Annotated in this window: 10 protein-coding genes; 5 read left to right on the forward strand and 5 right to left on the reverse strand. The window is 61.5% G+C overall.

Features of this window, described 5'->3' with window-relative positions; genetic code table 11:
• Window positions 1-29: 29 nt before the first annotated feature.
• The 3 genes from THALAR_RS06945 to THALAR_RS06955 all read right to left on the reverse strand — a co-directional run bounded on the left by THALAR_RS06945 (window position 30) and on the right by THALAR_RS06955 (window position 17298).
• The gene (locus THALAR_RS06945; protein ID WP_021100801.1) at window positions 30-3593 is read right to left on the reverse strand and encodes a hypothetical protein; all 3564 of its coding nucleotides are present in this window, start codon (window positions 3591-3593) and stop codon (window positions 30-32) included.
• Window positions 3590-16267 carry a beta strand repeat-containing protein gene (locus tag THALAR_RS06950; RefSeq protein WP_021100802.1) on the reverse strand — a complete coding sequence of 4226 codons (12678 nt, stop codon included), beginning with the start codon at window positions 16265-16267 and terminating at the stop codon, window positions 3590-3592. Before THALAR_RS06950 ends, THALAR_RS06945 begins: the two co-directional genes overlap by 4 nt.
• A 344-nt stretch (window positions 16268-16611) precedes the next feature.
• Window positions 16612-17298 carry a fumarylacetoacetate hydrolase family protein gene (locus tag THALAR_RS06955; RefSeq protein WP_021100803.1) on the reverse strand — a complete coding sequence of 229 codons (687 nt, stop codon included), beginning with the start codon at window positions 17296-17298 and terminating at the stop codon, window positions 16612-16614.
• 92 nt (window positions 17299-17390) lie between these two features.
• Here THALAR_RS06955 and THALAR_RS06960 point away from each other — a divergent pair, with 92 nt between their 5' ends.
• The 5 genes from THALAR_RS06960 (at window position 17391) to THALAR_RS06980 (ending at window position 21464) form a co-directional block, all read left to right on the forward strand.
• On the forward strand, window positions 17391-17939 hold the full coding sequence (locus tag THALAR_RS06960) for a DUF4329 domain-containing protein (protein ID WP_051153602.1): 549 nt from the start codon (window positions 17391-17393) through the stop codon (window positions 17937-17939).
• A 96-nt stretch (window positions 17940-18035) separates the two neighbouring features.
• A complete protein-coding gene (locus THALAR_RS06965) occupies window positions 18036-18917 on the forward strand; it encodes a metal ABC transporter substrate-binding protein (protein WP_021100805.1) in 882 nt (293 codons plus the stop codon).
• 32 nt (window positions 18918-18949) lie between these two features.
• Entirely contained in the window at window positions 18950-19798 is an 849-nt protein-coding gene (locus THALAR_RS06970) for a manganese/iron ABC transporter ATP-binding protein (protein ID WP_051153673.1), read from the forward strand.
• Entirely contained in the window at window positions 19795-20643 is an 849-nt protein-coding gene (locus THALAR_RS06975; protein WP_021100807.1) for a metal ABC transporter permease, read from the forward strand. Before THALAR_RS06970 ends, THALAR_RS06975 begins: the two co-directional genes overlap by 4 nt.
• Window positions 20643-21464 (forward strand): metal ABC transporter permease, encoded by an 822-nt coding sequence (locus THALAR_RS06980; RefSeq protein ID WP_021100808.1) that lies wholly within the window; start codon window positions 20643-20645, stop codon window positions 21462-21464. Before THALAR_RS06975 ends, THALAR_RS06980 begins: the two co-directional genes overlap by 1 nt.
• A gap of 40 nt (window positions 21465-21504) precedes the next feature.
• On the opposite strand, the gene THALAR_RS06985 is transcribed toward THALAR_RS06980, so the two are convergent.
• Together THALAR_RS06985 and THALAR_RS06990 are read right to left on the reverse strand one after the other, a co-directional pair.
• Window positions 21505-22290 (reverse strand): FAD binding domain-containing protein, encoded by a 786-nt coding sequence (locus THALAR_RS06985; protein ID WP_021100809.1) that lies wholly within the window; start codon window positions 22288-22290, stop codon window positions 21505-21507.
• A 20-nt stretch (window positions 22291-22310) separates the two neighbouring features.
• The gene (locus THALAR_RS06990; protein WP_021100810.1) at window positions 22311-24674 is read right to left on the reverse strand and encodes a xanthine dehydrogenase family protein molybdopterin-binding subunit; all 2364 of its coding nucleotides are present in this window, start codon (window positions 24672-24674) and stop codon (window positions 22311-22313) included.
• Between the last annotated feature and the right edge of the window lie 30 nt (window positions 24675-24704).

Genomic DNA, 24704 nt, shown 5'->3' on the forward strand with positions numbered 1-24704 from the left:
CAGTGCAGAGCCAACGGCAAAAGCCCGCCTCAGAATTTTGCGATCAGGTTGATGAAAACGCCCCGGTCGTCAAAGGTCAGGTCGGTCAGATCGTCCGAGAACTTGCCGAAGTTGTAGCCCACCCCGATCTTGTAGTTATTGCCGATGTGGCGGTAGGCGGCCCCCAACAGCCCGTATTCTGTAGTGCCTGCCTGCTCCGCCCTGAGCACGCGGCCCTCGACCAGCAGATCCCATTTATGTGTGACGTGATAGCGGGCGTTGGCGACTGCAAGCCACGCATCATTGTTCTGAAACGCGGCAGTCGCATTGGGCGAGCTTTTGGAGAACCGCGCGCCGAGCTTGCCGCCGACTGTCCATTGGCGGTCCAGATCATAGGACGCGTCGAGCGAAAAAACATGGCTCTTCTGACGCGGCCCCGGCTCGTTTGTGCCATCAACTTCCTGCCCATAGAGGTCGTGCAGATAGGTGTACTTGGCCAGCACGTTCAGCCGGTCGTTCTCGATAGGGCGATAAGCGTAGCCCAGCGTCACCTCGGCATAGCGCCCGTCCGGGATGGAGGAGCCGTCGGTGTCGGTGTAGCTGCCATCGAAGCTGAACAGGAAGCGCCGCTCCTCGTCGATCTTGTAGCGCAGCGTGGCGGAAGCCGCGATGGTGTCCCCGTCGCGTTGTGACCCCGACAAGATGCCCCGATCGCGGCGGTATTCCAAACGCCCGCGCCCTGACACGCCTGTCTGGTTTTCGTAGCGCACCCCGAAGGACAGCGCGGTGCGGTCGAAATCGCCCAACGGATCGTTGATGCGGCCAAGCTCGGCCGAAGCGGAATATGTCAGGAACTCGCTGCGCTCGTAGTCGACCCCGTAAGTCGAGGTGAGCGAGCGGTGCGTGCCGAACAGATCATAGGTGTTTTCCGCATAGACCGACACGTCGCGCCCCAGCTTGCGGCGACCACCCGCGATGAACTGCCCCCGGTCCTTGCCCGACAGCGTGACACCATTGAACTCCCGACGCGGGTCCAGTGTGTAGCCGAAATAGGCGGATGTGTTGTCGTCACTCTCATAGGACAACAACGCCAACGCCCCGACGCCGGTGGAGCCGTCCGACAACTCCCCCTCGAACGCCCAGTTCGGCGTGAACTCGTAGCGACCGCCGACGCCGACGCGGTTGTTCTTCGTCAGCCCGCCGGAATGCTTCACCGTGCCTTGCGCGTAGGCATACCATTCCAGCCGCTCGCTTTGGGTGACGGTCAGGCGTGCGGCAACATCGGTGCGCGATCCGGTTTCGTCAGGGTCGCCGGGGGTGTTCTTGCGCACATGCTCGACGCCCAGATCCCATGTCAGCCGCTCGGAAATCTTATAGGACAGCTCCGCCCCACCCTCGCGGACGGTCTTGCCCGCGCTGTCGGTGAAATCGTCGTAATAGAGCCGCCAGCCCAGCTTGTCAGTCGGCTCGTATTCCAACGCGAAGCCGTAGAGGTCCTCGTCATTGGTGGTCTGGTAATCCAGCGTCGAGAACCCGGCTTCCCGCTGCTCTGCGTAGAAGCTGACGCGGCCATTCAAATCAGGGTTAAGGTCCGCGAATTCCAACTGGCCGCGCGCCAGATAGGCCTCGCCGGTGCCGCCCACGGGGCCGGTATTGGTGACTATCAACCCGCCATCCGCCGAGAAGGATTGCCCGAAACCGGGGCCTTCTGTACGGGCGTATTCCAGTTCCAGATAGGAGTTGTCCGACAGCTCGTAGCGCAGATCGACCCCTTGCGCAGTCTGGTCGGCGATGTCCGTCTGCTCGACCATGCCGGTGGCACCGAAACGCAGGTTGTCGGTTGCCCAGACCTGCACGCGACCGCCGTAAGCGTAACCGTCGACCGAGCCGCTGGTCGGTGTGTATTCGTAGTTAACCGTCAAAATGACGGTGTTCTCGCCCAACGGATCGGTCACCACCGTGCCACCGCCGACAGCCCCCGTCAGCGGTCTGTTGAGCGTCACCACGCCTTGCAAGTAGTTGATGTCATAGTCGCGCCCGTAGACCAGCGTCTGGCGGTCGATCACCCGATTGGTATCGGGGTCACGAATTTCCACGCTGATCGTCTCGGAGCCGATGGACAGGTCTTGGCGTTGCAGGAAGTAGACCGACCCGCCGGTGCCGCGAAACGTATCGCGCCCCGGCAGATTATCTGGCTGGGCCGCATAAAGGTCGACCGTGACGCGCGCCTCACCCTTCTCGGTCTGCGCCTGCGTGGCATAATGGCCTTGGGCTCCGTAGAGTGTACGTTCGTTGCGCAGAAGCTGCGAGCCGGTGATGTTGCCCTTGTAATTCCCCCAAAGCGCGTAGTTCCCGTCCCGCTCCGCCTTAAGGTAGAACTTGCCGGAGGTCGGCGCGTCCTCAACGATCGTCGAGTCGTCGCCGTAGACCGGATAGGCCTTGTCGCTGTCGAGGCGCAGCAGCAGATGGCGCGGGTCTTTCTTGTCAAGATTGCGGAAAATCTCGCTCAGGTCATCCTCGCCAGTGTCCGCGCTCGCGGTGATCTCCCAACCGCTTTGGGTCTTGCCCTTGGTGTAGAAGGCCAGCCTGCCACGGTCGTAGTATTTATCAAAACCGCCGCCCGCCGCGTCCTTGCCCCCATCGGTGCGGTAGCCGAAGGTCAGGTCCACTGTCGCCACCCCGAACCACTCGGAGCGCGGGATAGTCACGCCGCGTTGCAGATACAGGTCTTCACCTGCCCCCGTTACCCGCACTTCAACGTCGGTCTCCCCTGCGGGCAAAATGCGCTGAACAACGAAACTGCCATCGGGCGCAGGAGTGATCGTCTCACCCAAAGTTTGCACTTGCGCACCTTGGCGCACGCCAGTGCCGTAGACGGTCACGGCACCACCGGATACCGGTATACGCCGGATCGCGGTGCGGTCAGCCCCCTCCTCCAAGTCCGGCAGGCCGCCGTCGATGAAATCGCCGTCGCCACGCTGGTCACGGTTGAGGCCAAGCGCCTCGGTCTCGTCGAACCGCCCGCTTGCGTCATAGACGCGGTGCACCGCCACCAGATCGTCGCCTTCAGGCACCGTCACCGATACCGTTCCGTTGGGCGCCACCGGCACGACTGCGACGACACGCGGGCCGGAGCGGCCAGAATAGTCGATGATCCGCACCTCGCCCCGCGCCAGATAGGCGGGGTAGTTCGTCTTGGAGCGGAAAGTGATCGTGTCACCCGCCTCGAAGCTTTCACGCTCATCGGCAATGGCCAGGTCAAGCGCCGGCGTCGCGCCAAGCCCGTCGAACTTTACCTGCACATCCGCGTTGGACAGCGCGATGTCCGTCTGGCGCGTCAGGTCTTCGACGCGGGCATCGCCTGACACCTGTTCCCCGTCAATCGAGATCGAGAAGCCCGAATCCCCCAAAGTCGCAGTGTCATTGTCGATCTCGGTATTCGCGCCCACATCGACCCCTACCACGGTGCCCGCGTTGGGCACGCCGCAATCGGCGGGCAAGGCGTTGCCGGTGACGGTGCAATCCACCTCGAAGCTTTGCGCGAACGCGGCGGACGCGAGCGCCAAGGTCGAGGCACTGGCAAGGGCTCTTATGGTCAAGGATGTCAGTTTCATTGGCCCGCCCCCTTGGCTGCGCGTTTGATGGTGCGTTCGACGTTGAGCTGGTATCGCCCGCCGCCCCGCCACCTGTCACGGATCAGCTTCTCGACCAGCTTGAGACGTGCGCGTGCCACCTTGGGCTCTTCACCGCGCACGATATAGCTGAGGCGCAACACCGACGGCGTCACCTGTATCTGGGCAATCAACTGGTCAATACCGTTGATCAGCGCAGGGGACGGCTGCCCGCTCGGGGTAAAGGCCCGCGCGGTCAGGTCGATATCGACCACATTCGAAAGGGCCACGCCAAAGTTCAGCTTGGCGAACTTACCCGCAGTGACCCGGATCACCCGTGGGTTTTCCGTCGTCACACGGTAGCCCGACGGCAAGGTGCGCGTGTCCAGCTTCAGGATGAAGTTGGACCCGATCGCCTTGGGCAACTCCGCACACGGCACATGGTAGCGGCCGTATTCATCCGTCGTGATCAGATGGCCTTTCAGCGTCGCCAGACGCACGCCGGGCATTCCCGGCTCGCCCTGATCCTGATAGCCGTTCTGGTTCTTGTCGTCGTAAACTTTGCCAATGATGTCCGAGCAGTCGAACACGTGTTCCGGCTCAATGCGGACGGTGGCTGTGGCAGTGTTCGATAATTGGTTGCCCGCCGCGTCTGTCATGAAGGCGCGGTTGGTCAACTCGCCATAGCTGCCATTGGCCACTACCCGCGCGGCCAGCGTGACATTGATCGTCTGCGTCGGCGTGATGTCCAACCCCGCCCATGTCAGCCGCAGGCCGTTCACAGTCGGCTCCAGCGGCACGCCGTCCACAGCCGCCGTATTCGGCGTGTAGAGCAGCCCCGCTGGCAACAAGTCCACAAGGTTCATGTTGGTGACCGTGTTGGAGGTGTTGTTTGTGAAGCTCAGCGTGAAGTTTATTGACTCGCCGAATACGGCGCTGTCGCGGTCCGATTGTTTGGTTGCCAGAATGTCGGGGATGCCCTGACAATTCTCGACCGGAAGGTTGTTGTTGATGATGAACGGATCGCCTGCCTCGAAGGTGAAGCTGGTGTAGAACGGGTTTCCGCCCGACGTGAAGTCGTTGAGCACGTTGGTGTTACCCACCTCGGAGCCGCCCAGCGACGCAGGGTTGGCGGGCAGCAGGGTCGTTGCATCAAGGTTTCCAAGCGTGGTGCGCGTGGTACTTGCCTGCCCCAGCGTTGGGTAGGTAGCGTTCAACACATAGGTGCCGGGGCGCGTGACGAAGAACACGAACTGACCGGTGGAGCCGTCCTGCACGATGCGGATGTTGTTGGAGAAGCCTACACCCGTCTGCGTCCCTGCGGGACCGGTGACGGAGATAGAACCGCCCGGCAGAAGCCGCCCGTCATCCTCGCAGTAGAAGTAACCCGTCGGGTCGAAGTCCTCGGCGTCGCAGATGCCGTCCCCGTCGCGGTCATTGCCAGCCAAGGGAGAGCAGCCCTCCAGGCTGTCCGGAATACCGTCGCCGTCCGTATCGCTGAGCGGCACGGAGGCCGGATTGCTGGGCGTTGGCGTCGCCAGTTCCGCAGAGGTGACATTCGCCACGTTCGCGCCCGTCGCAGTGCCAGCGTCCACTTGGTAGGTGACGTCGATTTCGACCACGCCGGTCTCCCCCGGCGCAAGCGATGCGTCGCCCGTAATCGTATCGGTCACAGACGAGCCGTCATAGGCTGCGTTCGGTGCCCCGCCGGTGAAACCGGAGGTGCGAACGGTGATACCGAACGGTGCTTCGGTCAGGACTTCCGCCGTTCCGGCGAAGTCGGACAGGTCGTCCACGATCTGGTAGCCGCTCTGCGTGATGTTGCCAGTGTTCTCGACGCTCAGGGTGAAGGTCACCTGATAGACCGTCGGGAACAGCACTACGGGCTCGCCCGCCGTCTTGGTCAGCGTGTTGGTCGGTGCCGCGTCGATCACCGCAAGCGTGGGATCGTCCACATCGTTGCCGTCGCCCGGATCATCGTCGCGGGAGACATCCGTCAGGGTCGCCCCCAAAGGCGTCGTCGCGGTGCCGGTGGCCGAGTTGGACACCCCGCCTGCATCCACGTCCTCCTGTACCAAGGTATAGAGAACCGCATAGGTGGCCGTTTCACCGACGTTCAACACACCCTCGGACGATCCGCCATCGGCGGACTGGAACGTCACACTGTCCACGACGGGGCTGCCTCCGCCGATCCGTGTCAGGGTGTCGCTGACAGTAACGCCGGACAATGTGACGTTGCCGATGTTCTCCACAGTCACCTCGAACGCAATCACGTCACCAGCCCGCACGCCCGGCGTGGTCAGTGTCTTGACCACATCCAGCCCCGGCGTGGCGGCGATGGTCGTGATGGTCGGGTCATCCTCGGTATTGCCGTCGAACGGGTCGTCGTTGGCGGACACGTCGCTGACCGCGCTGCCGTCCGGCCCCTCACCCGTCACGGTGGCCGAGTTGGAAAGCCCGCCTGCGTCGATATCCTCTTGGGTCAGCACATGAGTCGCGGTCCAGACGATTTCCTCGCCCGCGCCAAGGTCGGTCGTGCCGGAGGTGTTGGTCAGCGCAGGCGATGGCAGCACCGTCCCGTCCGCGCGGGTCAGCGTGTCCGTGATCGCCACGCCCGAGATATCTACGTTGCCTGTGTTACGCGCGGTGATGGTCCAACTGACGCTTTCACCTGCCTGCGTGCCCGGCGTGCCGGTCACGGCCTTGACCGTGGTAATTTCCGGCTCGGCGGTTATGTCGAACGGGGTCACATCATCGGTGGTGTTGCCGTCGGCATCATTGCCATTGTCTGATACGTCGCTCACCGATCCGGTGCCTGCGGGGCCATCTGCCGTTACTGTGGCGGAGTTTGTAAACCCGCCTGCGTTGACATCGCTCTGGGTGATCTCATGCGTGGCGCTGTAGACCCATGTTTCATCGACGTCGAGCCGGTCGTCGCTATTCGTGTCGCCGGAGACGAGCACAAAGGGCGTGGTCAATGCGGTCGGCGTGTTATTGTTGCGCCGCATAATATCGGTGATGCCGAGGTCGGTTAGCGTCACGTTGCCCGTGTTCTCGACGCTCAGCAGGTAAGTAACCACCTCGCCCACCGCCCGGCCGGTCGTGGTGGCGATCTTTGTGGCCTCCAGCGAAGGCGTCCGCGCGGGACCGGGGACCGTGATGCTGTCGGTGGCGCTGGTGGGGTTTCCGAGCAGGTCTGTGGCGGTCACCTCAACGTCGTTGGTCACCTCGCCCGCGTCGATCATCGCTTGTGTGACTTCCAGCATGTAGGAGCAGGTCACACCATCGACCTCGCCCGGTGCCAGGCGCGGTATTACGCAAGCCGCGCCCGTATCGAGCGCATCGTCAACCGATACGTTCTGCAAGGTCGTGGTGCCTGTGTTTTCAACCTCGAAGCTGAACGTCACGTCGCTGCCGACAGCGCCCAAAACGGTCGGGCTGGCAGTTTTCGCGACGGTCAAGGCCGGTGCTGCGGCAGGCACGTCCGTGTTTTCGGTCGCGGTGATCGGCCCGACAGGCGCGCCTGACGGCGTTTGCCCCGTCGCGGTCGCGGTGTTGGAGATACCACCCGCGTCGATATCGGCCTGCGTGATGGTGTAGTCTTCGGTGCAGGTCAGGGCATCGCCACGCGCCAAGGTCGCAGCTTCGCAGACCAGCGCAGGCAGGCGCGGATCGGACACGGCGACGGTGTTCAGCGTCTGGTTGCCCGTATTCGTCGCCACCAAGGTGTAGGTCACGGTCGAGCCGACAGGGCCAGCAGGGTTCGGCGCGGAAGTTTTTGAAAGCGTCAGCGCCGGTTGGACGTCCGCCGCCACGGTTTCCGTCACAGGTGCGGAGGTCACCGGCGTGGGGCTTGCCGGATCGCCGAAGCTGGTCTGCGCATAGGCCTCGTTGACCACCTCGCCCGCGTCCAGATCCTCCTGCGTCACCGCATAGGTGAAATCACAGCTGATCGTCTGACCGGTGCTCAGCGTCGCATCACCCGCTGGCAGCGGGCAGGCCAGGCCTGTGTCACCACCTGCGATTTTGTCGTCGAAGATCAGCACATCGGCGCTGAACGCCTGCGTGCCGTCATTGGTGACCTCGAACGTGTAGGTGAGCAGATCGCCAACCTCGACAAAGGTAGAGCCTGCGGCGGCGGTTTTGGCCACAGAAATGGACGGGTCCGCGTCGTTGGGGATCGTCTCGGACACCAAGGGGCTGTCCACGTCGCCGCTGCTGGACGATGCCAGATTGGTGACGGTAAACAAAGTCACGTCATCGGCGGTCACGGTGTAGATACCGGTGCATTCCAACGTGCCGCCCGGCAACAGACCGCCCACTGGCAACGCGTCGCAGGTGACCGACGGGATCAGGTTGTCGGAAACCGTGATCGGGTCTTCAAGGGTGATGTTGCCGTCATTGGTGACGGTATAGGTGTACTCGACCTCGAGCCCTTCGTCGAAATCTGTCGGTGGCACATCTTCCGCGACTTTCTCGACCGCCATGGACGGGGTTTGTAGCGCTGGCACCGTGACCGTCTCCTCGGGGCTGGTCGTCGTGCCGTCCGATGCCGTCGCCGCGTTGGTGAAAGAGCCGTTGTCCAGATCATCCTGTGTCACGAAATAGGAGCCGGTGCACACCACGCCCTCGCCCGGAGCCAGCGTTGCGGCGGGGCAAGCGACCGCATTGCCCTGCCCCTCGATCAGCGCGTCGGCGACGGTGAATGGGCCGCTCAGGGTGACGTTGCCCGCGTTGGTCACGGTGAAGTCAAACGCGATTTCCTGATCCAGAGTGTCATAGTTCCCCGGCTCGCCAGCGGCGAGCGCTTTGACGACCGTCAGGGCTGGCGTGGCGGGTATGTCGAGGACAGTTGGATCATCCTCGGTGTTGCCGTCACCATCATCACCGTTGTCAGTGACGTCGCTTACCGGCGCACCAACCGGCGGTGTACCAGTGACGGTCGCCGTGTTGGCGATACCGCCCGCGTCGAGATCATCCTGAACCAAGCGGTAACTGGCCACGAAGGTCGCCGTCTCGCCGGGGATCAACGTGCCGGATGGCGAGCCATCGCTTGCGCTTTGGAATGTGGGGCCGCTTGCGAGCGTCAAAACCGTTCCGTCTGCGCGGGTCAATGTATCGCTGCTGACACCCACACCGGTCAGGGTGACGTTGCCGTCATTGGTCGCAGTGATAGCAAAGGTGACTAACCCGCCTTCTTCGACCGTCGTAGAGGTTACAGTTTTCTCGCCCGAAATTGCGGGTGTGGATGGCACCGAGAATACCGTGGGACGGTCGTCCCCGCCCGGCTGCCCGTTGCCGGAGCGGTCTTGTGCCGTGTCCCCGTTCGGGCCTTCGCTGGTCGCCAAAACCTGATTGGACACACCGCCCGCGTCAATATCGGCTTGATCTAGGACGTAGGTGGCCGCGTAAGTCCACGTTTCGCCCACATCCAAAACACCCGCGTCGCCGGTGTCGGTAGTGTCCCAATCCGGCCCGCTGGTCAGCGCAAGCGGCGTGCCATCGGTGCGGGTCAGGGTGTCGGTCAGCGCGGGCGCATCCAAAGTCACGTTGCCGGTGTTCTCAACGGTGATCGAAAAGGTGACGGTATCGCCTGCCGAAGTCCCCGTGGAACTGGCGACAAGTTTGACGGCCTCCAAAGCGGGTGTCGTGTCCTCGACCGGCACGGAGACCTGCGCAGTATCGGAAGTCGGCGTCGTGCCGGGCGGGCCTGTGGCGCTGACGCCTGCATCATTGGTCAACGGATTGCCCGCATCGACATCCGCCTGCGTGACAGTGTAGGTCGCGGTGAATTCCGCCACGTCGCCCGGCGCCAACACGTCCCAACTGCCATCGGCGGTGGTATCCGTGGAATTGCCCGTCTCACCGTTATCCGCGCTCAGGGTGTCGCCGCCCACGCTCAACGGGTTCGTGCCTGCTGCACTCGTTTGCGTATCGGACACCGCCACATCGAACAGCCGTGTATTGCCGCTGTTGGTTGCGGTGTAGGTGTAGGTGATGACATCGCCGACGGCTGCATCCGCCGTGATGGACGGCACCTTTGTCAGCGTGACCGCAGGGCTGCGCGCGCCGTCGACCGTCTCGGTTGCCTGCGCTGGCGTTGTGACTTCGGGGCTAGAGACGTCCGCTACGTTGGTTACAAAACCTGCATCCACGTCGTCCTGCGTTACGGTATAGGTCTGCGTACACTCCAAAGTGTCGAGCGGCGCGAGGCCGGAGGCCGGGATGGTGCCACAGCTAAACGTGCCGATCCTGTCGTCGGTGATGACCGGCTGGTCGAACAGTGTGATATTGCCCGCGTTTCCGACGACGTAGGTGTAGGTGATGACGTCGCCCACGCTGTCGAATGTGGAAACGTCGGCGGTCTTGGACATGGCGAATGCAGGCTCGCTGTCAGGGCCGGTTATCGTGATCGTGTCCTCGCCCGTGACCGATCCGCCCGAGCGTGGAGAACCCGTTGCGGTGGCGGTGTTGTCGAAACTGCCCGCATCAATCTCGGCCTGTGTCATGACCACGCTGAAGGTACAGCCGGTGAATGTCTCGCCCGGTGCAAGGGTGCCAACCGCACAGCTGGCAGGTGTCGCGGCATTTGTCGCCGCAACGGTGTCAGCGACGGTAATCGTGTCGACTGTAATGTTGCCCGTGTTCTCGACCGATACGGAGAAGGTGACCGTCTCGTCCACACCGGAGAACGCTGGATCGCCCGCACCGGGTTCAGGCGTGACGCGTTTGACCACGGTCAGTTCGGGCAATGGCGGATCGAGCGCAGTCAACGTGTTGCTGCCCGTCGCAGGGACATTGTTGCCGCGCGGATCATTGCCCATCGCGGTTGCGGTGTTGTCGATCTGACCGGCATCCACATCCGCCTGCGTGACGATGTAGTCACCGACGCAGGTCAGCACTTCACCGGGGGCAAGCACCACATTTGCGGGTGCGGCAGCGCCTCCTGCAACGGTGCAGCTGAGCGTGGGCACCAGATCGTCCGACACCATGACCTGCCTCAAGGTCTGGTTGCCGGTGTTTTCAGTGAGGATCGTATACTGGATTGTCTGGCCCGCTTGCGGGTTGGAGGGGCCACCTGTGACGTCTTTGGTGACGGTCAATTCGGGATCCTCGCCTGCCGCTACTGTGGCGGTTGCCGGAGCGGACACCACATCAATCGGGTTCGGGCTGAGTGGCGCAAACACCGTCGTTGCAATCGCCTGATTGACGATTTGACCGGCATCGAGATCGTCCTGAGTGACGAAATACTCCGCCGTGCAGGTGTCGAACTCGCCGGAGTCGAACGTGTCCGGCAAAACGGGAGTGAAGCACTCGAATGGTGGGCCAATATCCGGGTCATTGATTTCGACCACCCGCGTGAACGACGCGCCCGGCGGGGTCACTGATGTATTCTCAACACGGAACTCGAAGACGACCCGATCCCCGACGGCAGTGAAGTCCGCGCCGCTGACGACTGTCTTGGCCAAGGATAGGGATGGATTTGCGCCGTCTGGCACCGTCTCGGACACCTGCGGGCTGGTGGTCGTGCCGTCTGTCACCGTGGCAAGGTTGGTCACCTCACCCAGCTCGATGTCTTGCAGTGTCAAAGTGTAGGACGCGGTACAAATATAAGACGCGGCGGGGTTCACGCGCAGAGGTTCCAGCACGCCGCCGCCCGCAGGGCATGAAATGCTACTGATGCGGCTGTCGCTCACCGTCAGGTCAGCAGTGTCTATTTCGGTATTGCCGGTATTGGTGACCTCGTATTGATAAGACATCGTCTCACCATTCTCGAACACGCCGCCGGTCGAGGTTTTATCGACCGCGAGGCCGGGTGTCTGAACAGCCGAGGTCGTAAAGGTATCTGTGGCGTCTACCGGCACATCGGGGCTGGAGGCAGTACCGATATTCGTGATCTCGCCCGCGTTGATTGCCGCTTGTGTTGCCGTCCAGACCAACTGGCAGCTGACACTACCGCCCGGAGCCAAAGGCACCGGCCCGCATGTTGTGGTGCCTGCAATCTGGTCGTCGGCAACCGTGATTGGCGAGGTCAGCGTGGTGTTGCCGGTGTTGGTGACAGTGTACTCAAACGTCACCGCGTCACCCACATTGGTAAATGTGGTGGCGGAACCCGCCGCGATGGCCTTTGCCAAGGTGAACGTCGGCTGCTGGCTGGCCGTTACGGTTTCGCTGTCCGGTGCCGACGTGGCCGTGGTCGGTGTCGCATCCCCGTTGATGCGCTGCGAGACGGAAGCAGTCGCCTCGTTCGTCACCGCGCCGTTGTCGATATCGGCTTGGGTGACCCTGGTGCTGGCGGTACATGTCAGTGTCGCGCCGGGGGCAAGACCGGCACCTGGCGTTGCGGGGCATGTGACGGCCACAGGTTCGGCTGGCGTCCGCGAAGTCACGCTGTCCGCCACGCTGATCGCACCGGTCACGGTCACGTTGGACAGGTTGGTCACGTCGTATTCGTAGGTAATAACCTCGCCGACTGTAGAGAAGGTCGTCCCGAAGGTTTCACGCTTGTCGACAGACAGGTCCAGCGTCTGGGTCGGTCCGGTGACGGTTTCCACATCGCTGTCAGACACCGGAGTGCCGCCGATCAGGCTTTGACCTGTTACCGTGGCGGTGTTCGTGTAGCTGCCAGAGTTTACATCCTGCTGGTTGAAACTCTTGGTGAACTGCATCGGTGCCCCGCCCACGCAGGTAGTGGTCGAGTTCGCCGCTGGTGCAGGCGGCAGATCCGGTACGTCGCAGCGGAAAGTCTCTCCGGTTGCATCGACATCGACAAGCTCCAGCCCCGTAAGCGTCACGTTGCCTGTGTTGGTCACGATAAAGGTGAAGTCGAAGCCGTCGGTTGCGGATGTGAAGTTCGGTCTCGCGGGGATTTTATCGACCTGCACCCGCGGGTTCGCTACCGGGCCTGTCGCAGTTTCCGTAGCTGTCTCGCTGACAGGCGCGCCATCTGCGCCTGTGCCCGTGACCGTGGCCGAGTTGTCGACCTGACCGCGATCCAGATCGGCCTGGTCCACGGTATAAGTCAGCGAGCAGACGACCTGATCGAAACCGGGCGCTATGTCACCGACAGCGCATGTCTGGGCCGGAGTGAAGATGGAAGCGTCCTCGACGCTTACCCCGTTGACCGTGACGTTGCCGGTATTGCGCACACGGATATCGAAGGTGACGGTGTCACCCACGGCTGTGTATCCGCCCCGCGCCACCTTCTCGATTTCGAGCGCGGCAGACCGCGTCGGCCCCGGCAGCGACAGGGAACTTTCGTCAGGGCCATCCGTCACCGCCGCGTTAACAGCGGACGCGGTGTTGTCGATCACGCCCGCATCAATGTCGTCCTGTGTGACTGTGTAGGTAAACTGGCACAGATCGTAGCTTGCTTGCGGCGCAAGCGTCGGAATGGTGCAGCTATAGGCCGGATCAAGAATGTCCGTGACAGTCGTATTGGTCAGAGTGCGAGTGCCGTCGTTGAGGACGTCGATGGTGTAGGTGATCGTCTCGCCCACTGCGGTGAAAGCAGCGCGGTTTGCGGTCTTGGTAACCGCCAGCCCCGTGCGGTTGCCTGCGGGCAGCAGCGTCGAGGTCTCCGTGGCAGGCGGCGGCGTGAACTGGCCGCCTTGCCCGCTGGTACCTGTCGCGGTCGCCACGTTGGTGATGCTGCCCGCATCCACGTCACGCTGCCGCACTGTGTATTGGGCGGAACAGGTGTCGCTGGCGCCCGGGGCCAGATCGGTGATCGGACATGAGACGCTTGGGATCAGGGTGTCGGAAATCGTGACGCTGCTGATCGAGACGTTGCCGTCATTGGTGACAGTGAAGGTGTAATCCAGCACATCGCCGACAGCGAGGAAGGTGTCATCGCCATCTTGTTCCTTGGCGAAGGTGAAGCTCAAATTTTCGGTAATCGGCGTCGTCGCCGTTGCGCTGTCAGAGGTGATGGTCTGCGTCACGCCACCCGACGAGAACGGGAAGCTGGCGGTGGCGGTGTTGATAACCTCGCCCGCATCGCGTTCCGTTTGGGTGATGCCGGAATAGGTCCCGTCACAGATGAAGCTGCCGGCCGGATCAAACGGATCGGGCTGCGCTGCGGAGCAATCGAGCACCCCGCCCGGCAGTTTTGCATCGTTGATAGTGATCGGGGAGGATGCCCTGAGTAACTGCGCGTCGCCAGTGTTGGTGATGGTGAACCGATAGGTGACTGACGTATCAGCAGCACCGATTGGGCTGGTCAGCGCGGCCTTTGCGACAGTCACTTCCGGCTCCGCCGCATTCGTGATCGTGGCGCTGGTCGACGGCGATGTAGTTGTCCCGTCGGTCGCGGTGGCGTTGTTGGTGACGATGCCAGCGGCGACGTCGGTCGCATCCATGAAGTAGCTTTGTGTACAGCTCAGAGATTGACCCCGCGCCAAAGGTCCGGGGAGGCAGGCAAATGTGCCGATCTTGTCGTCGGTCACCGTGATCGGATCGGTCAGATCAACATTGCCGCTGTTGGTCACGGTATAGGTGTAGACGACCTCTTCACCCACAGTGAAGGCAGGCGCGGGCGTTGGCGCCGCTTTGGCAAGTGTCAGCGCGGGCGCAATCACGGCAGGGACCGTCACCGTATCATCGGCAGAAGTCACGGTATCGCTTCCCCCTGCCCCGGCGGTCGTTGCTGAGGCCGTCGCCACGTTGATCACTTCGCCGTTGTTCAGGTCAGCCTGCACAGTCGCGTAACTCGCAGTGCAGGTGACGGAGGTGTCGGGAAGAATGTCGCCTGCGGGGCAGCTGACCGCACCCGCAACATCAATGACGTCGTCAACGACGCTGGGGTTTTGCAAAGTAATATTGCCGGTGTTTGTCAGCACATATTCATAGTCGATGACTTGAGCGATGTCACTGAAACTCGTGCGAGACGTCGAAGCCAGCCGCTTGTCGAGCGTCAATCCCGTCGAGCGGGTCGCCGTAACTGTCGCCGATGCGGAGCGGTTCACGTTGACGCCGCCGACCGTTATGTCAGCGGTTACGGTGTTGGCTACCTGCCCGTCATTGATGTCGTCGTGCTGAACGTCGTAGCTGACGGAACACGTCACAGTCGCGCCCGGCGCAACAGGTCCGGTCGGGCAGCTTACCGTGGCACCTGCCAATGCCTCGGTCACCACAGGCGTATCCGGGAACGTCAGGTTGCCCGTATTGGTGATCTCGATGTTATATTGCAGCGTGTCGCCTACCGCCGCGAAGGTGCCGCTCAGCGCCGTCTTCGCAATGGTGAAATCGGGCGCAGATGCAGGGCCCGGGATATTGTCATTGTCGAAGTCCGAAGGATTGGGCCCGCGCGCCGCAGTCGCGGTGCCGCGTCCGGTGTTGCTCAGCTCGTTTGCAGGGTTAGCCGCGTAGGCATCCACATCCGCTTGCGTCACGGTGTAGCTTACCGTGCAACTGTCGCTTTCACCGGGTTCTAGCTCCGCAATCGTGCAGGAGAACGCAGGTATGAGATCATCGGTGAGACGCACGTTGGTCAGGGTGACGTTGCCGTCATTTGTGGCCGTGATCTCGTAGGGCACGGTCGTTCCCGCTGCGCCAAACGTCTGGCCGGGCGCGTCCAGAACCGATGTCTTGGTAATATCGAGAGACGGATTCGCCACAGGACCGGTGATTGTAACATCGTCGCTGACCGCTCCCAGAACGCCTTCATCCGGCGTGCCGACGGCGACGGCACGGTTGGTCAAGGTGCCGTTGTCGATATCCTCTTGCGTGATTTGCGTCGTTACTGTGCAAATTGCCTGATCGGGGCCACGCGGGTCGCCGAAGGGGCGCGGATCAATCGTTGTCTTACCAGCGCAATTGATCGGGTTGGTGGTCTCATCTATTTGGTCGTCTTCAATCCTAAGGTTTCGGATGCTGACCGACCCGATATTGCTGATTACGTAGGTATAGATGATGGGGTCACCCACAGCTGCGTAGGTGCCGACCAGCGCGCTCTTCTCGATGGTGTAGCCGGGCGCGACGGTGCGGATTTCGTCGCGGCTCAGTCGGGGGCCGCGCTGGAAGTCCCAGTAGTTATCATTAGGATCGCGGTCACGTACCTGCGTGGTCGTGCGCCCCGAATTAAGCAAGCTGTTAAACAAAGCCGTGTTTGTTGAATCGAACCAGCCGGTGTTGAACGTGTTGTTACCGAACCCGTTCTCGAACCCCAGTGAGCGTGTGCCGTTCGTATTTGTCCGCTCAGTCGTGCGGCCAGACCAGTTACCCACATCATAGCCGTTTATGACAAGCTCGATGTCGTTCTCGTCGAACCCGCCCACTTGCGTGTCGCCATCATAGGCCGAGAAACGGATATAGACGCGCGCGAGGTTTCCACCGAAGTAATCGCGGCAAGAACTGAAGCCACAATTCAGCGGGATCGGATCGTTGACCGTGAACGGGTTGCCTTCAAGTTCGTTGCGGTTCGCGCGGTTATTGTACCCGCGAAAGGCGTTTTCGGGATCCGAGAACTGGTAGTATACGTTCCCGTTGATTCCCACCATCACGATGGCGACGCCCCCTGCCTCCGGGTAGTCGTTAGGCAATGTGATAGATGTTCCAGGAACTGTCGTCGTGAAGGTCGTCGCTTGCGCTGGAGGCGCTAAAGCCAAGCTGACGAATGCAAAAACGGCGAGCGCCTGAAACACAATCACCCGAACCCAGCGCTGCAAGTCCTTCATTAAAAATACCCCCGTATTTTCGTCCATTGCGGCTTTGGCGTCAGTTTTTCTCCAATTAGCACAGATGTATCTGGCCAGCACAAATTGCGCCAAGGGGAAAACAGAGCAGCGGTCAGCAGTCTATTGAGCACCTTGAGCAACAAGGATGCAGCATACCAACTATGATACATTCAAAATAGAGAAGTGGAACCGGATAATGACTAGATAATGTGTTGAATTCCTGTCTGCAGCGCCAAATCTGGACGAAATCGCCAGAATCCGAACGAACGGAGGACGTTTCGGCGAAGCAACGGCTCTACGCCTGATCAAACTCCCGACGCTTGATACCGCAAACGGACGAATCTCTAACCCGAAACCGATAAAGACAGGCTTGGCAGCCCGTCGATTCCCGCTGTGAGTTTGTCGCCCTTGCCGATCGCGGCAACGCCCGAGGGTGTGCCGGTCATGATCAAGTCCCCGGGGGCCAGCGTCACCAAGGTCGACAGATGGGTGACGCATTCTGCCGCTGACCAGATCATTTCGGATAAATCGCCGGTCTGGCGTCGCTCGCCGTTTACATCGAGCCAGATGTTGCCCTTGGTCAAGTCGCCTGCGTCAGCCAGAGGTACCAAAGCGCCAATCGGGGCCGAATGATCAAACCCCTTTGCCATGTCCCAAGGGCGGCCAGCCTTCTTGGCCTCTAACTGAATATCGCGTCGCGTCAGGTCGATGCCTACAGCGGCGCCCCAGATATGCGTGGTCGCGTCTTCCAGCGCAATGTCGGCACCGCCCTTGCCTATGGCCAGCACCAACTCAACCTCATGATGTAGGTCAGACGTCGCAGGCGGGTACGCAATCTCCGTTCCGCTCTCGACGACCGCGTCAGCCGGCTTGGTGAAATAGAACGGCGGATCACGCTCGTCATTGCCCATTTCGCGGATATGCTCGGCGTAGTTGCGGCCGACGCAGTAGATGCGGCGCACGGGGAACCGATCAGAGGTATCGACCACGGCAACGGAAGCCTGTGGTGCCGGTGGAATGATGTAGCGCATTGGGTGCCTTTCCAAAGGGTCGATACGCAGACAATCTAGACACAGCAGGATTGATTGGACAGAGCGCAATTCACTGCGCTAGCGTCCCCAACATGAAATTGATCTTATCAAGCCTCGCGCTGAGCTTTTGGCTTTGCCTTCCAACGTTTGCCGACACCCTGAGCCTTTCGGAAGATCGCATGTTGCGCGCCGCTGCGCAGCAGGTCCTTACAGGACTTCAAAGCCGCAGCTTCAGCACTGGCCGCGAGTTTTGCGGGCTTCTAGGGCGCAATGCCGACGGGGCAATCATCTCCACCCACCCCCGCAAGGGCAGCGCGGACAATTGCCAGCCCCATGAGTTTCGTACGCCCGGCGTGGTCCCGCTCGCCTCTTTTCACACACATGGCGCGTATGATCACGATGCGGACAGCGAAGTGCCGTCCTACGAAGACTTGCGCGCCGATATGGAGGAAGGCTTGATCGGGTTCATCGCCACGCCCGGGGGGCGTCTATGGGTAAACCTTCCAAAGCAAGGCATGTCACGCCAGTTATGCGGCCTGCGCTGCCTGCCGCAGGATCGTTACTTTCAGCAAGGCGATTGGGGGCTTATTCGCGACAAATACACGCTTCGTCAACTTAAAGGGCGTCGACAACTCTACTGAGTTTATTGCGATCCATTCGCAACTATCTTGACTTGTTGCAAACGATTCTCATATAGAGCGGAGTGACCGAGACCGCTTCTCACAGGAGTCTGCCCAATGCGCGTTTTCCTCTCTGTCCTTTTCGCCGCCACTATAAGCGTGCTGCCCGCTGTCGCCGCCGAAAAGTTCAAAGCGGTGACCACCTTTACCGTGATCGCCGATATGGCGTCGCGTGTCGCAGGCGATGCGGCCGTGGTCGAAAGCATTACCAAGCCCGGCGCCGAGATACACAACTATGAGCCGACCCCGCGCGATATCCTCCGTGCTCAAGAGGCGGATCTGGTGCTTTGGAACGGCCTCAACCTAGAGCTGTGGTTCGAGCAGTTCTTCCGCAACTTGCGAGACGTTCCGTCTGCTGTCGTGTCCGACGGTGTGGAACCGATGGGCATTTCTCAGGGCCCCTACACCGGAAAACCGAACCCGCATGCCTGGATGTCAGTCGATGCGGCGCAAATCTACGTCGACAATATTGCTGACGCTTTCGCCACCCATGATCCTGACAACGCGGACACCTACCGCGCCAATGCCGAACGCTACAAAGCCGAAATTCTGGCAGCGCTCGGCCCGCTGAAGGACCGCATAAACGCCCTGCCCGAAAACAAGCGCTGGCTGGTGACGTCGGAGGGCGCGTTTTCCTATCTGGCCCGTGATCTGGGTCTTAGGGAGCTATACCTGTGGCCGATCAATGCCGACGCGCAAGGAACACCAAAGCAGGTGCGCGAGTTGATCGACGCGGTACGCAAGAATGACATCGGCGTGGTCTTCTCGGAAAGCACCGTGTCCGCCGCGCCTGCGGAACAGATTTCCCGCGAAACGGGTGCGGCTTATGGCGGGGTGCTCTATGTGGACAGCCTCAGCGCGGAGGACGGTCCCGTCCCGACCTATCTGGACCTGCTCCGGGTCACGGTTGAAACCATCGCGGAAGGACTTGAGAAGTGAGCTTTGACGCGACCCCGAACGATGCAAGCGGCATGAGCGCCAGCGGCGTTACGGTCACCTACCGCAACGGCCACACCGCCCTGCGCGACGCGTCGTTCAGCTTGCCGAAAGGCACGATTGCCGCCTTGGTGGGCGTCAACGGGTCCGGTAAGTCGACCCTGTTCAAGGCGATCATGGGGTTCGTGCCGATCTCTTCAGGAGAGATCACCATACTTGGTGGCTCCGTGCGGGATGCGCTCAGGGCGAACACGGTCGCCTATGTCCCGCAGGCAGAGGAAGTGGACTGGTCCTTCCCCGTCCTTGTCGAGGACGTGGTGATGATGGGCCGCTATGGCCATATGGGTTTCTTCCGCATCCCCCGCGCCGAAGACCACAAAGCGGTGGAGCGGTCGCTGGAGCGCGTCAACATGCTTGAGTTCCGCCATCGCCAAATCGGCGAGTTATCCGGCGGGCAGAAAAAGCGCGTTTTCCTCGCCCGCGCGCTGGCGCAAGACAGCCGCGTTGTGCTGCTGGACGAGCCGTTCACCGGCGTTGACGTTCAGACGGAGGATGCAATCATCGCCCTGCTGCGCGAGATGCGCGAAGAAGGGCGCGTGATGCTGGTCTCGACCCATAACCTCGGCTCGGTGCCGGAGTTCTGCGACCGCACGATCCTGATTAAGGGCACCGTGCTGGCTTACGGCCCCACGGAAGATATCTTCACCCGTGACAATCTGGAAATGACTTTCGGCGGCGTGCTGCGCCATTTCGTCATGCAAGGCGCGGATCTTCATGACGACGAGGAGGACAAGCGCCGTCTGACCGTGATCTCCGACGACGAGCGGCCCTTCGTGATTTACGACCACCATGACGAAGATGAAGAAGAAGACGAAAAGTCATGATCGACCTGCTGTGGGAACCTTTCACCTATAACTACATGCTCAACGCTATGTGGGTCTCGGCATTGGTGGGCGCGGTTTGCGCGTTTTTGTCAGCCTACCTGATGCTCAAGGGCTGGTCGCTGATCGGCGATGCGCTGAGCCATTCCATCGTGCCGGGTGTCGCGGCGGCCTACATGCTTGGTCTGCCGTTCTCGCTGGGCGCTTTCTTTGCAGGTGGTTTGGCGGGCGGCGCCATGCTGTTCCTGAACCAGCGCACGGGGCTGAAAGAGGACGCAATTATCGGGCTGATCTTCACCTCCTTCTTCGGGCTGGGGTTGTTCATGATTTCGCTGTCCCCCGCTTCCGTGAATATCCAAACGATCATTCTGGGCAACATCCTTGCGATTTCTCCCGACGACATCGTGCAGTTGGCGATCATCGGCGGCGTGTCTCTGGTGGTGTTGCTTGCGAAGTGGCGCGATCTGATGGTGACGTTTTTCGACGAAAATCACGCGCGGTCCATCGGTTTGCGGCCTGAATTGCTGAAGATCCTGTTCTTTACGTTGCTGTCGGCCAGCACCGTGGCCGCGATGCAGACCGTTGGGGCGTTTCTGGTCATCGCAATGGTCGTGACCCCCGGTGCCACCGCCTACTTGCTGACCGACCGCTTCCCCAGTCTGTTGGTCATCGCCGTGACCATCGGAACACTGACCTCGTTCTTCGGGGCCTATATCAGCTATTTCCTCGACGGGGCGACCGGCGGTGTCATCGTCTGCCTGCAAACGCTGCTGTTCCTGCTGGCATTCACCTTCGCGCCCAAGCACGGGATACTCGCAGCCCGCGCCCGCGCACGGGAGGCTGTGTGATGGAGTGGTCCCTTCCCTTTCAGTTCCCCTTCATGGTCAACGCCATGCTCATCTCGGTCATGCTGGCCATTCCTGCGGGGCTGCTGTCGTGCTTTCTGGTCCTCAAGGGCTGGTCCCTGATGGGCGACGCGATCAGCCACGCGGTTCTGCCGGGGGTGGTGCTGGCCTATGTTCTGGGCTTGCCGTTGGGGATTGGTGCGTTCGCCGCCGGTATGGCCTGTGCGGGGCTGACAGGCTTCATTGACGAAAACTCGCGCGTGAAGCGTGACACCGTGATGGGCGTCGTGTTCTCGGGCATGTTTGGCCTTGGCATCGTCATGTATACCAAGATTGAAAGCGACGTGCATCTGGATCACATCCTGTTCGGCAACATGCTGGGCGTCGGGCCGGAGGATATGTGGACCACCGGCGTGATTGCGGTCGTCGTCACAGGTCTTATCGCGTTCTTCTGGCGCGACCTGCTGCTGCAATCCTTCGACGAGCAACAAGCCCGCGCTCAAGGTCTGCACGTTCGTGCGCTGCATTTCGGCACGCTCGCGGCGATTTCGCTGACGGTTGTGGCGGCGCTTCAGGCGGTGGGCATCATCCTCGCCATCGCGTTCCTCGTCGCCCCCGGCGCCATCGCGTTTCTGCTGACCAAGCGGTTCGGGGTGATGTTGTGGCTGTCCATGGCCATCGCGGCGGTGTGTTCGTTCGTTGGCGTCTATGCCAGCTTCTTCCTCGACAGCGCCCCTGCCCCCACGATCGTTTTGCTGATGACGGCCGCGTTTATCGCCGCCTTCATCCGCGCCAGCGTTCAGGCCCGCCGCGTCACAATGTGACTGGTCAAAGCCCCGCCGTGACCAGCGGGGCTTGTCTAACCTAAGCCGCCGGAGTTACCGCGCGGCCGGTCATGACCTTCACCAGATGCGCCCGATACGCGGCACTTCCGTGCAAGTCGGACATCATGCCGTCGGCGCTGACGGACAGCCCCTCCAACGCATCGGCAGAGAAGTTGTCGGAAAGGGCGGCCTCCGCGTCTGTCCAGCGGAACACCCCGTCCTCCGATGCGCCGGTGACGGCAACGCGAACACCGTCAGAGAACTTCGCCACGAACACGCCCACTAGCGCGAAGCGAGAGGCGGGCTGGACGAACTTCTGGTAGTTTGCCACTTCCGGCACCGGGAATTTGACCTCGGTGACGATTTCGCCTTCCTCCAGCGCAGTGGTGAACATGCCTTGAAAATAGTCGTCCGCGTCGATCTCGCGGGTGTTGGTGACCACGGTGGCATTCGACGCCAGCACCGCCGCCGGATAGCAGGCGGCGGGGTCGTTATTGGCGATGGAGCCGCCGATGGTCCCGCGATTGCGCACTGCCGGATCGCCGATATGGGACGCCATGGCCGACAGGGCCGGATAGCGCCCGTCAGCCGCGACATCGGCGTGGATTGTAGCCCCACCGACGCACAGCCTGCCGTCGTCATCCACACAAATGCCCTTCATTTCGTCGATGCCGGTCAGGCTCACCAGCGTCTCGGGGCTGGCAAGGCGTTGCTTGAGGGTCGGTATCAGCGTCTGCCCGCCTCCCAAGGCCTGCGCCTCGTCAGAGGCCAGAGCCTTCACCGCATCCGCGATGGTGGAGGGCCGGTTTATCTCAAAGTTATACATGGGTTCTCTCCAGTTCTGGCTCAGCCGTTCATCGCGGCCCACACCCGGTCGGGCGAGAGCGGCATGTCGATATGGGTGACGTCGTGACCACCGCGTTGCAGCGCGTCGATCACCGCGTTGACCAGCGCAGGTGGCGAGCCAATGGCCCCCGCCTCACCGCAGCCCTTCACCCCGAGCGGGTTGTGTGTGCAGGGCGTGATGCAGGAATGATCGACGTTGAACATCGGCAAGTCATCGGCGCGGGGCATGGCATAGTCCATGTAGGAGCCGGACAGGATCTGGCCCTCCGCGTCATAGGCGCAGTTTTCCAACAGCGCTTGCCCGATGCCTTGGGCCAAGCCGCCATGGACCTGCCCCTCGACGATCATCGGATTGACGATATTGCCGAAATCATCTGCCGCATAGAAGCCCAGCACGGTGACTTTGCCGGTCTCAGGGTCCACCTCGACCTCGCACCCATAGCCGCCCGACGGGTAGGTGAAGTTGGCAGGGTCGTAGAAGGCCGTCTCCTCCAATCCGGGCTCGATATCCTCCAGCGGGTAGTTATGCGGCACGTAGGCCGCCAACGTCACATCACCCCAAGCCACGGATTTATCCGTTCCCGCGACCGAGAACGCGCCGTCTTTCAATTCGATATCCGCATCGGAGGCCTCCAGCAAATGCGCCGCGATTTTCTTGGCCTTGTTGATGATCTTCTCGGTTGCCTTGACCATGGCGGAGCCACCGACCGCGATGGAGCGGGAGCCGTAGGTGCCCATTCCCATCGGCGTCTTCGCGGTGTCGCCATGAACGATGTCGATCTGGCTCTCGTCGATGCCGATCATGTCGGCGACCACTTGGGCAAAAGACGTCTCGTGCCCCTGCCCGTGACTATGCGAGCCGGTCATCACCGAAATTGAGCCGGTCGCGTTAACCCGAACCGTCGCGGATTCGTAAAGCCCTGCCCGTGCGCCTAGCTGGCCCACAAGGTTCGACGGTGCGATGCCGCAGGCCTCGATGTAGTGCGATATCCCGAAGCCGCGCAGCTTGCCGTTCTTCTTGCTCTCCGCTGCGCGGGTGTCGAAGCCGGCGTGGTCGGACATCTCCAACAGCTTGTCCATTGTGGCGTGGTAGTCGCCCGTGTCATATTCCACAGCCACGGGGGTAGCGTAGGGGAATTCGGTGATGAAGTTCTTGCGGCGCAGTTCGACCGGATCAATCCCCATCTCGCGGGCGGCCTTGTCCACCACGCGCTCCAACTGGAACGTGGCCTCGGGCCGACCGGCACCGCGATAGGCGTCGACCGGAACGGTGTTGGTAAACACCGCCTTCACATTCACGTAAATCAGCGGCGTCTTGTAGTTCCCCGCCATCAGGGTGCCATGCAGCCATGTTGGAACAGACGGCGCGAAGGTGGACAGATAGGCCCCCATATTGGCCAACGTATCCGTGCGCAGGGCAAGGAAATTGCCGTCCTTATCCAGCGCAAGCTCGATCTTGGTTACATGATCGCGGCCATGGGCGTCGGACATGAACGCCTCGGACCGCGAACTGGTCCACTTGACCGGACGCCCGATCTCTTTGGCGGCGAAGGTGCAGAATGCCTCTTCCGCGTAGTGGAAGATCTTGGTGCCGAAACCGCCACCCACGTCGGGGGCCACGACGCGCAGCTTGTGCTCGGGGATGCCAAGGACGAACGCACCCATCAGCAGCCGGATCACATGGGGGTTTTGCGAGGTGGTGTAGAGCGTGTGCTCGTCGGTCGAGAAGTCGTAATCGCCCACCGCCACGCGCGGCTCCATCGGGTTGGCGACAAGGCGGTTATTGGTCAATTCCAGCGTGGTGACGTGATGTGCGCCTTTGATGGCCTCGTCAACCGCGTCGCGGTTCTCCTCCACAAAGCCCCAGTCGTAGCAAAGGTTGGAGGTCAGGTCGTCATGGACCTTGGTCGCCCCGTCTTTCAGCGCGTCCCGCATGTCAATAACGGCGGGCAATTCGGTAATGTCTATATCGAGCGCCTCACCGGCATCACGAGCCTGTGCTTGCGTTTCCGCAACAACCACCGCGATCGGGTCGCCCACATGACGCACTTTACCCTCGGCGAGGACGGGGTGCTTGGGCTCCTGCATCACCTCGCCATGGCGGTCGGTGATCTGCCAGCCGCAGGGAATGCCGCCGACAGCCTCGAAATCCTTGGCCGTGAACACACGCAGCACGCCGGGCATAGCCTCGGCAGCGGATGTGTCGATACTGTTGATCGTGCCATGTGCCACGTCCGAGCGGACGAAATAAGCATGGGTCTGGTTTTGCAGGTTGATGTCGTCTGTGTATTTGCCGCGGCCCGTCAGGAACCGCAGATCTTCGCGCCGCTTGGAGCTTGCGCCGATACCGCCATCTTTAGGCATTTGAAATCCTCCCGTTACAGTGGGTTAGAA

The organism is Litoreibacter arenae DSM 19593 (assembly GCF_000442275.2).
GTDB lineage: Bacteria > Pseudomonadota > Alphaproteobacteria > Rhodobacterales > Rhodobacteraceae > Litoreibacter > Litoreibacter arenae.

Coding starts and splice junctions, on each gene's coding strand:
- THALAR_RS06945 (WP_021100801.1), bottom strand. CDS start 3,593: ATGAAACTGACATCCTTGACCATAAGAGCCCTTGCCAGTGCCTCGACC.
- THALAR_RS06950 (WP_021100802.1), bottom strand. CDS start 16,267: ATGAAGGACTTGCAGCGCTGGGTTCGGGTGATTGTGTTTCAGGCGCTC.
- THALAR_RS06955 (WP_021100803.1), bottom strand. CDS start 17,298: ATGCGCTACATCATTCCACCGGCACCACAGGCTTCCGTTGCCGTGGTC.
- THALAR_RS06960 (WP_051153602.1), top strand. CDS start 17,391: ATGAAATTGATCTTATCAAGCCTCGCGCTGAGCTTTTGGCTTTGCCTT.
- THALAR_RS06965 (WP_021100805.1), top strand. CDS start 18,036: ATGCGCGTTTTCCTCTCTGTCCTTTTCGCCGCCACTATAAGCGTGCTG.
- THALAR_RS06970 (WP_051153673.1), top strand. CDS start 18,950: ATGAGCGCCAGCGGCGTTACGGTCACCTACCGCAACGGCCACACCGCC.
- THALAR_RS06975 (WP_021100807.1), top strand. CDS start 19,795: ATGATCGACCTGCTGTGGGAACCTTTCACCTATAACTACATGCTCAAC.
- THALAR_RS06980 (WP_021100808.1), top strand. CDS start 20,643: ATGGAGTGGTCCCTTCCCTTTCAGTTCCCCTTCATGGTCAACGCCATG.
- THALAR_RS06985 (WP_021100809.1), bottom strand. CDS start 22,290: ATGTATAACTTTGAGATAAACCGGCCCTCCACCATCGCGGATGCGGTG.
- THALAR_RS06990 (WP_021100810.1), bottom strand. CDS start 24,674: ATGCCTAAAGATGGCGGTATCGGCGCAAGCTCCAAGCGGCGCGAAGAT.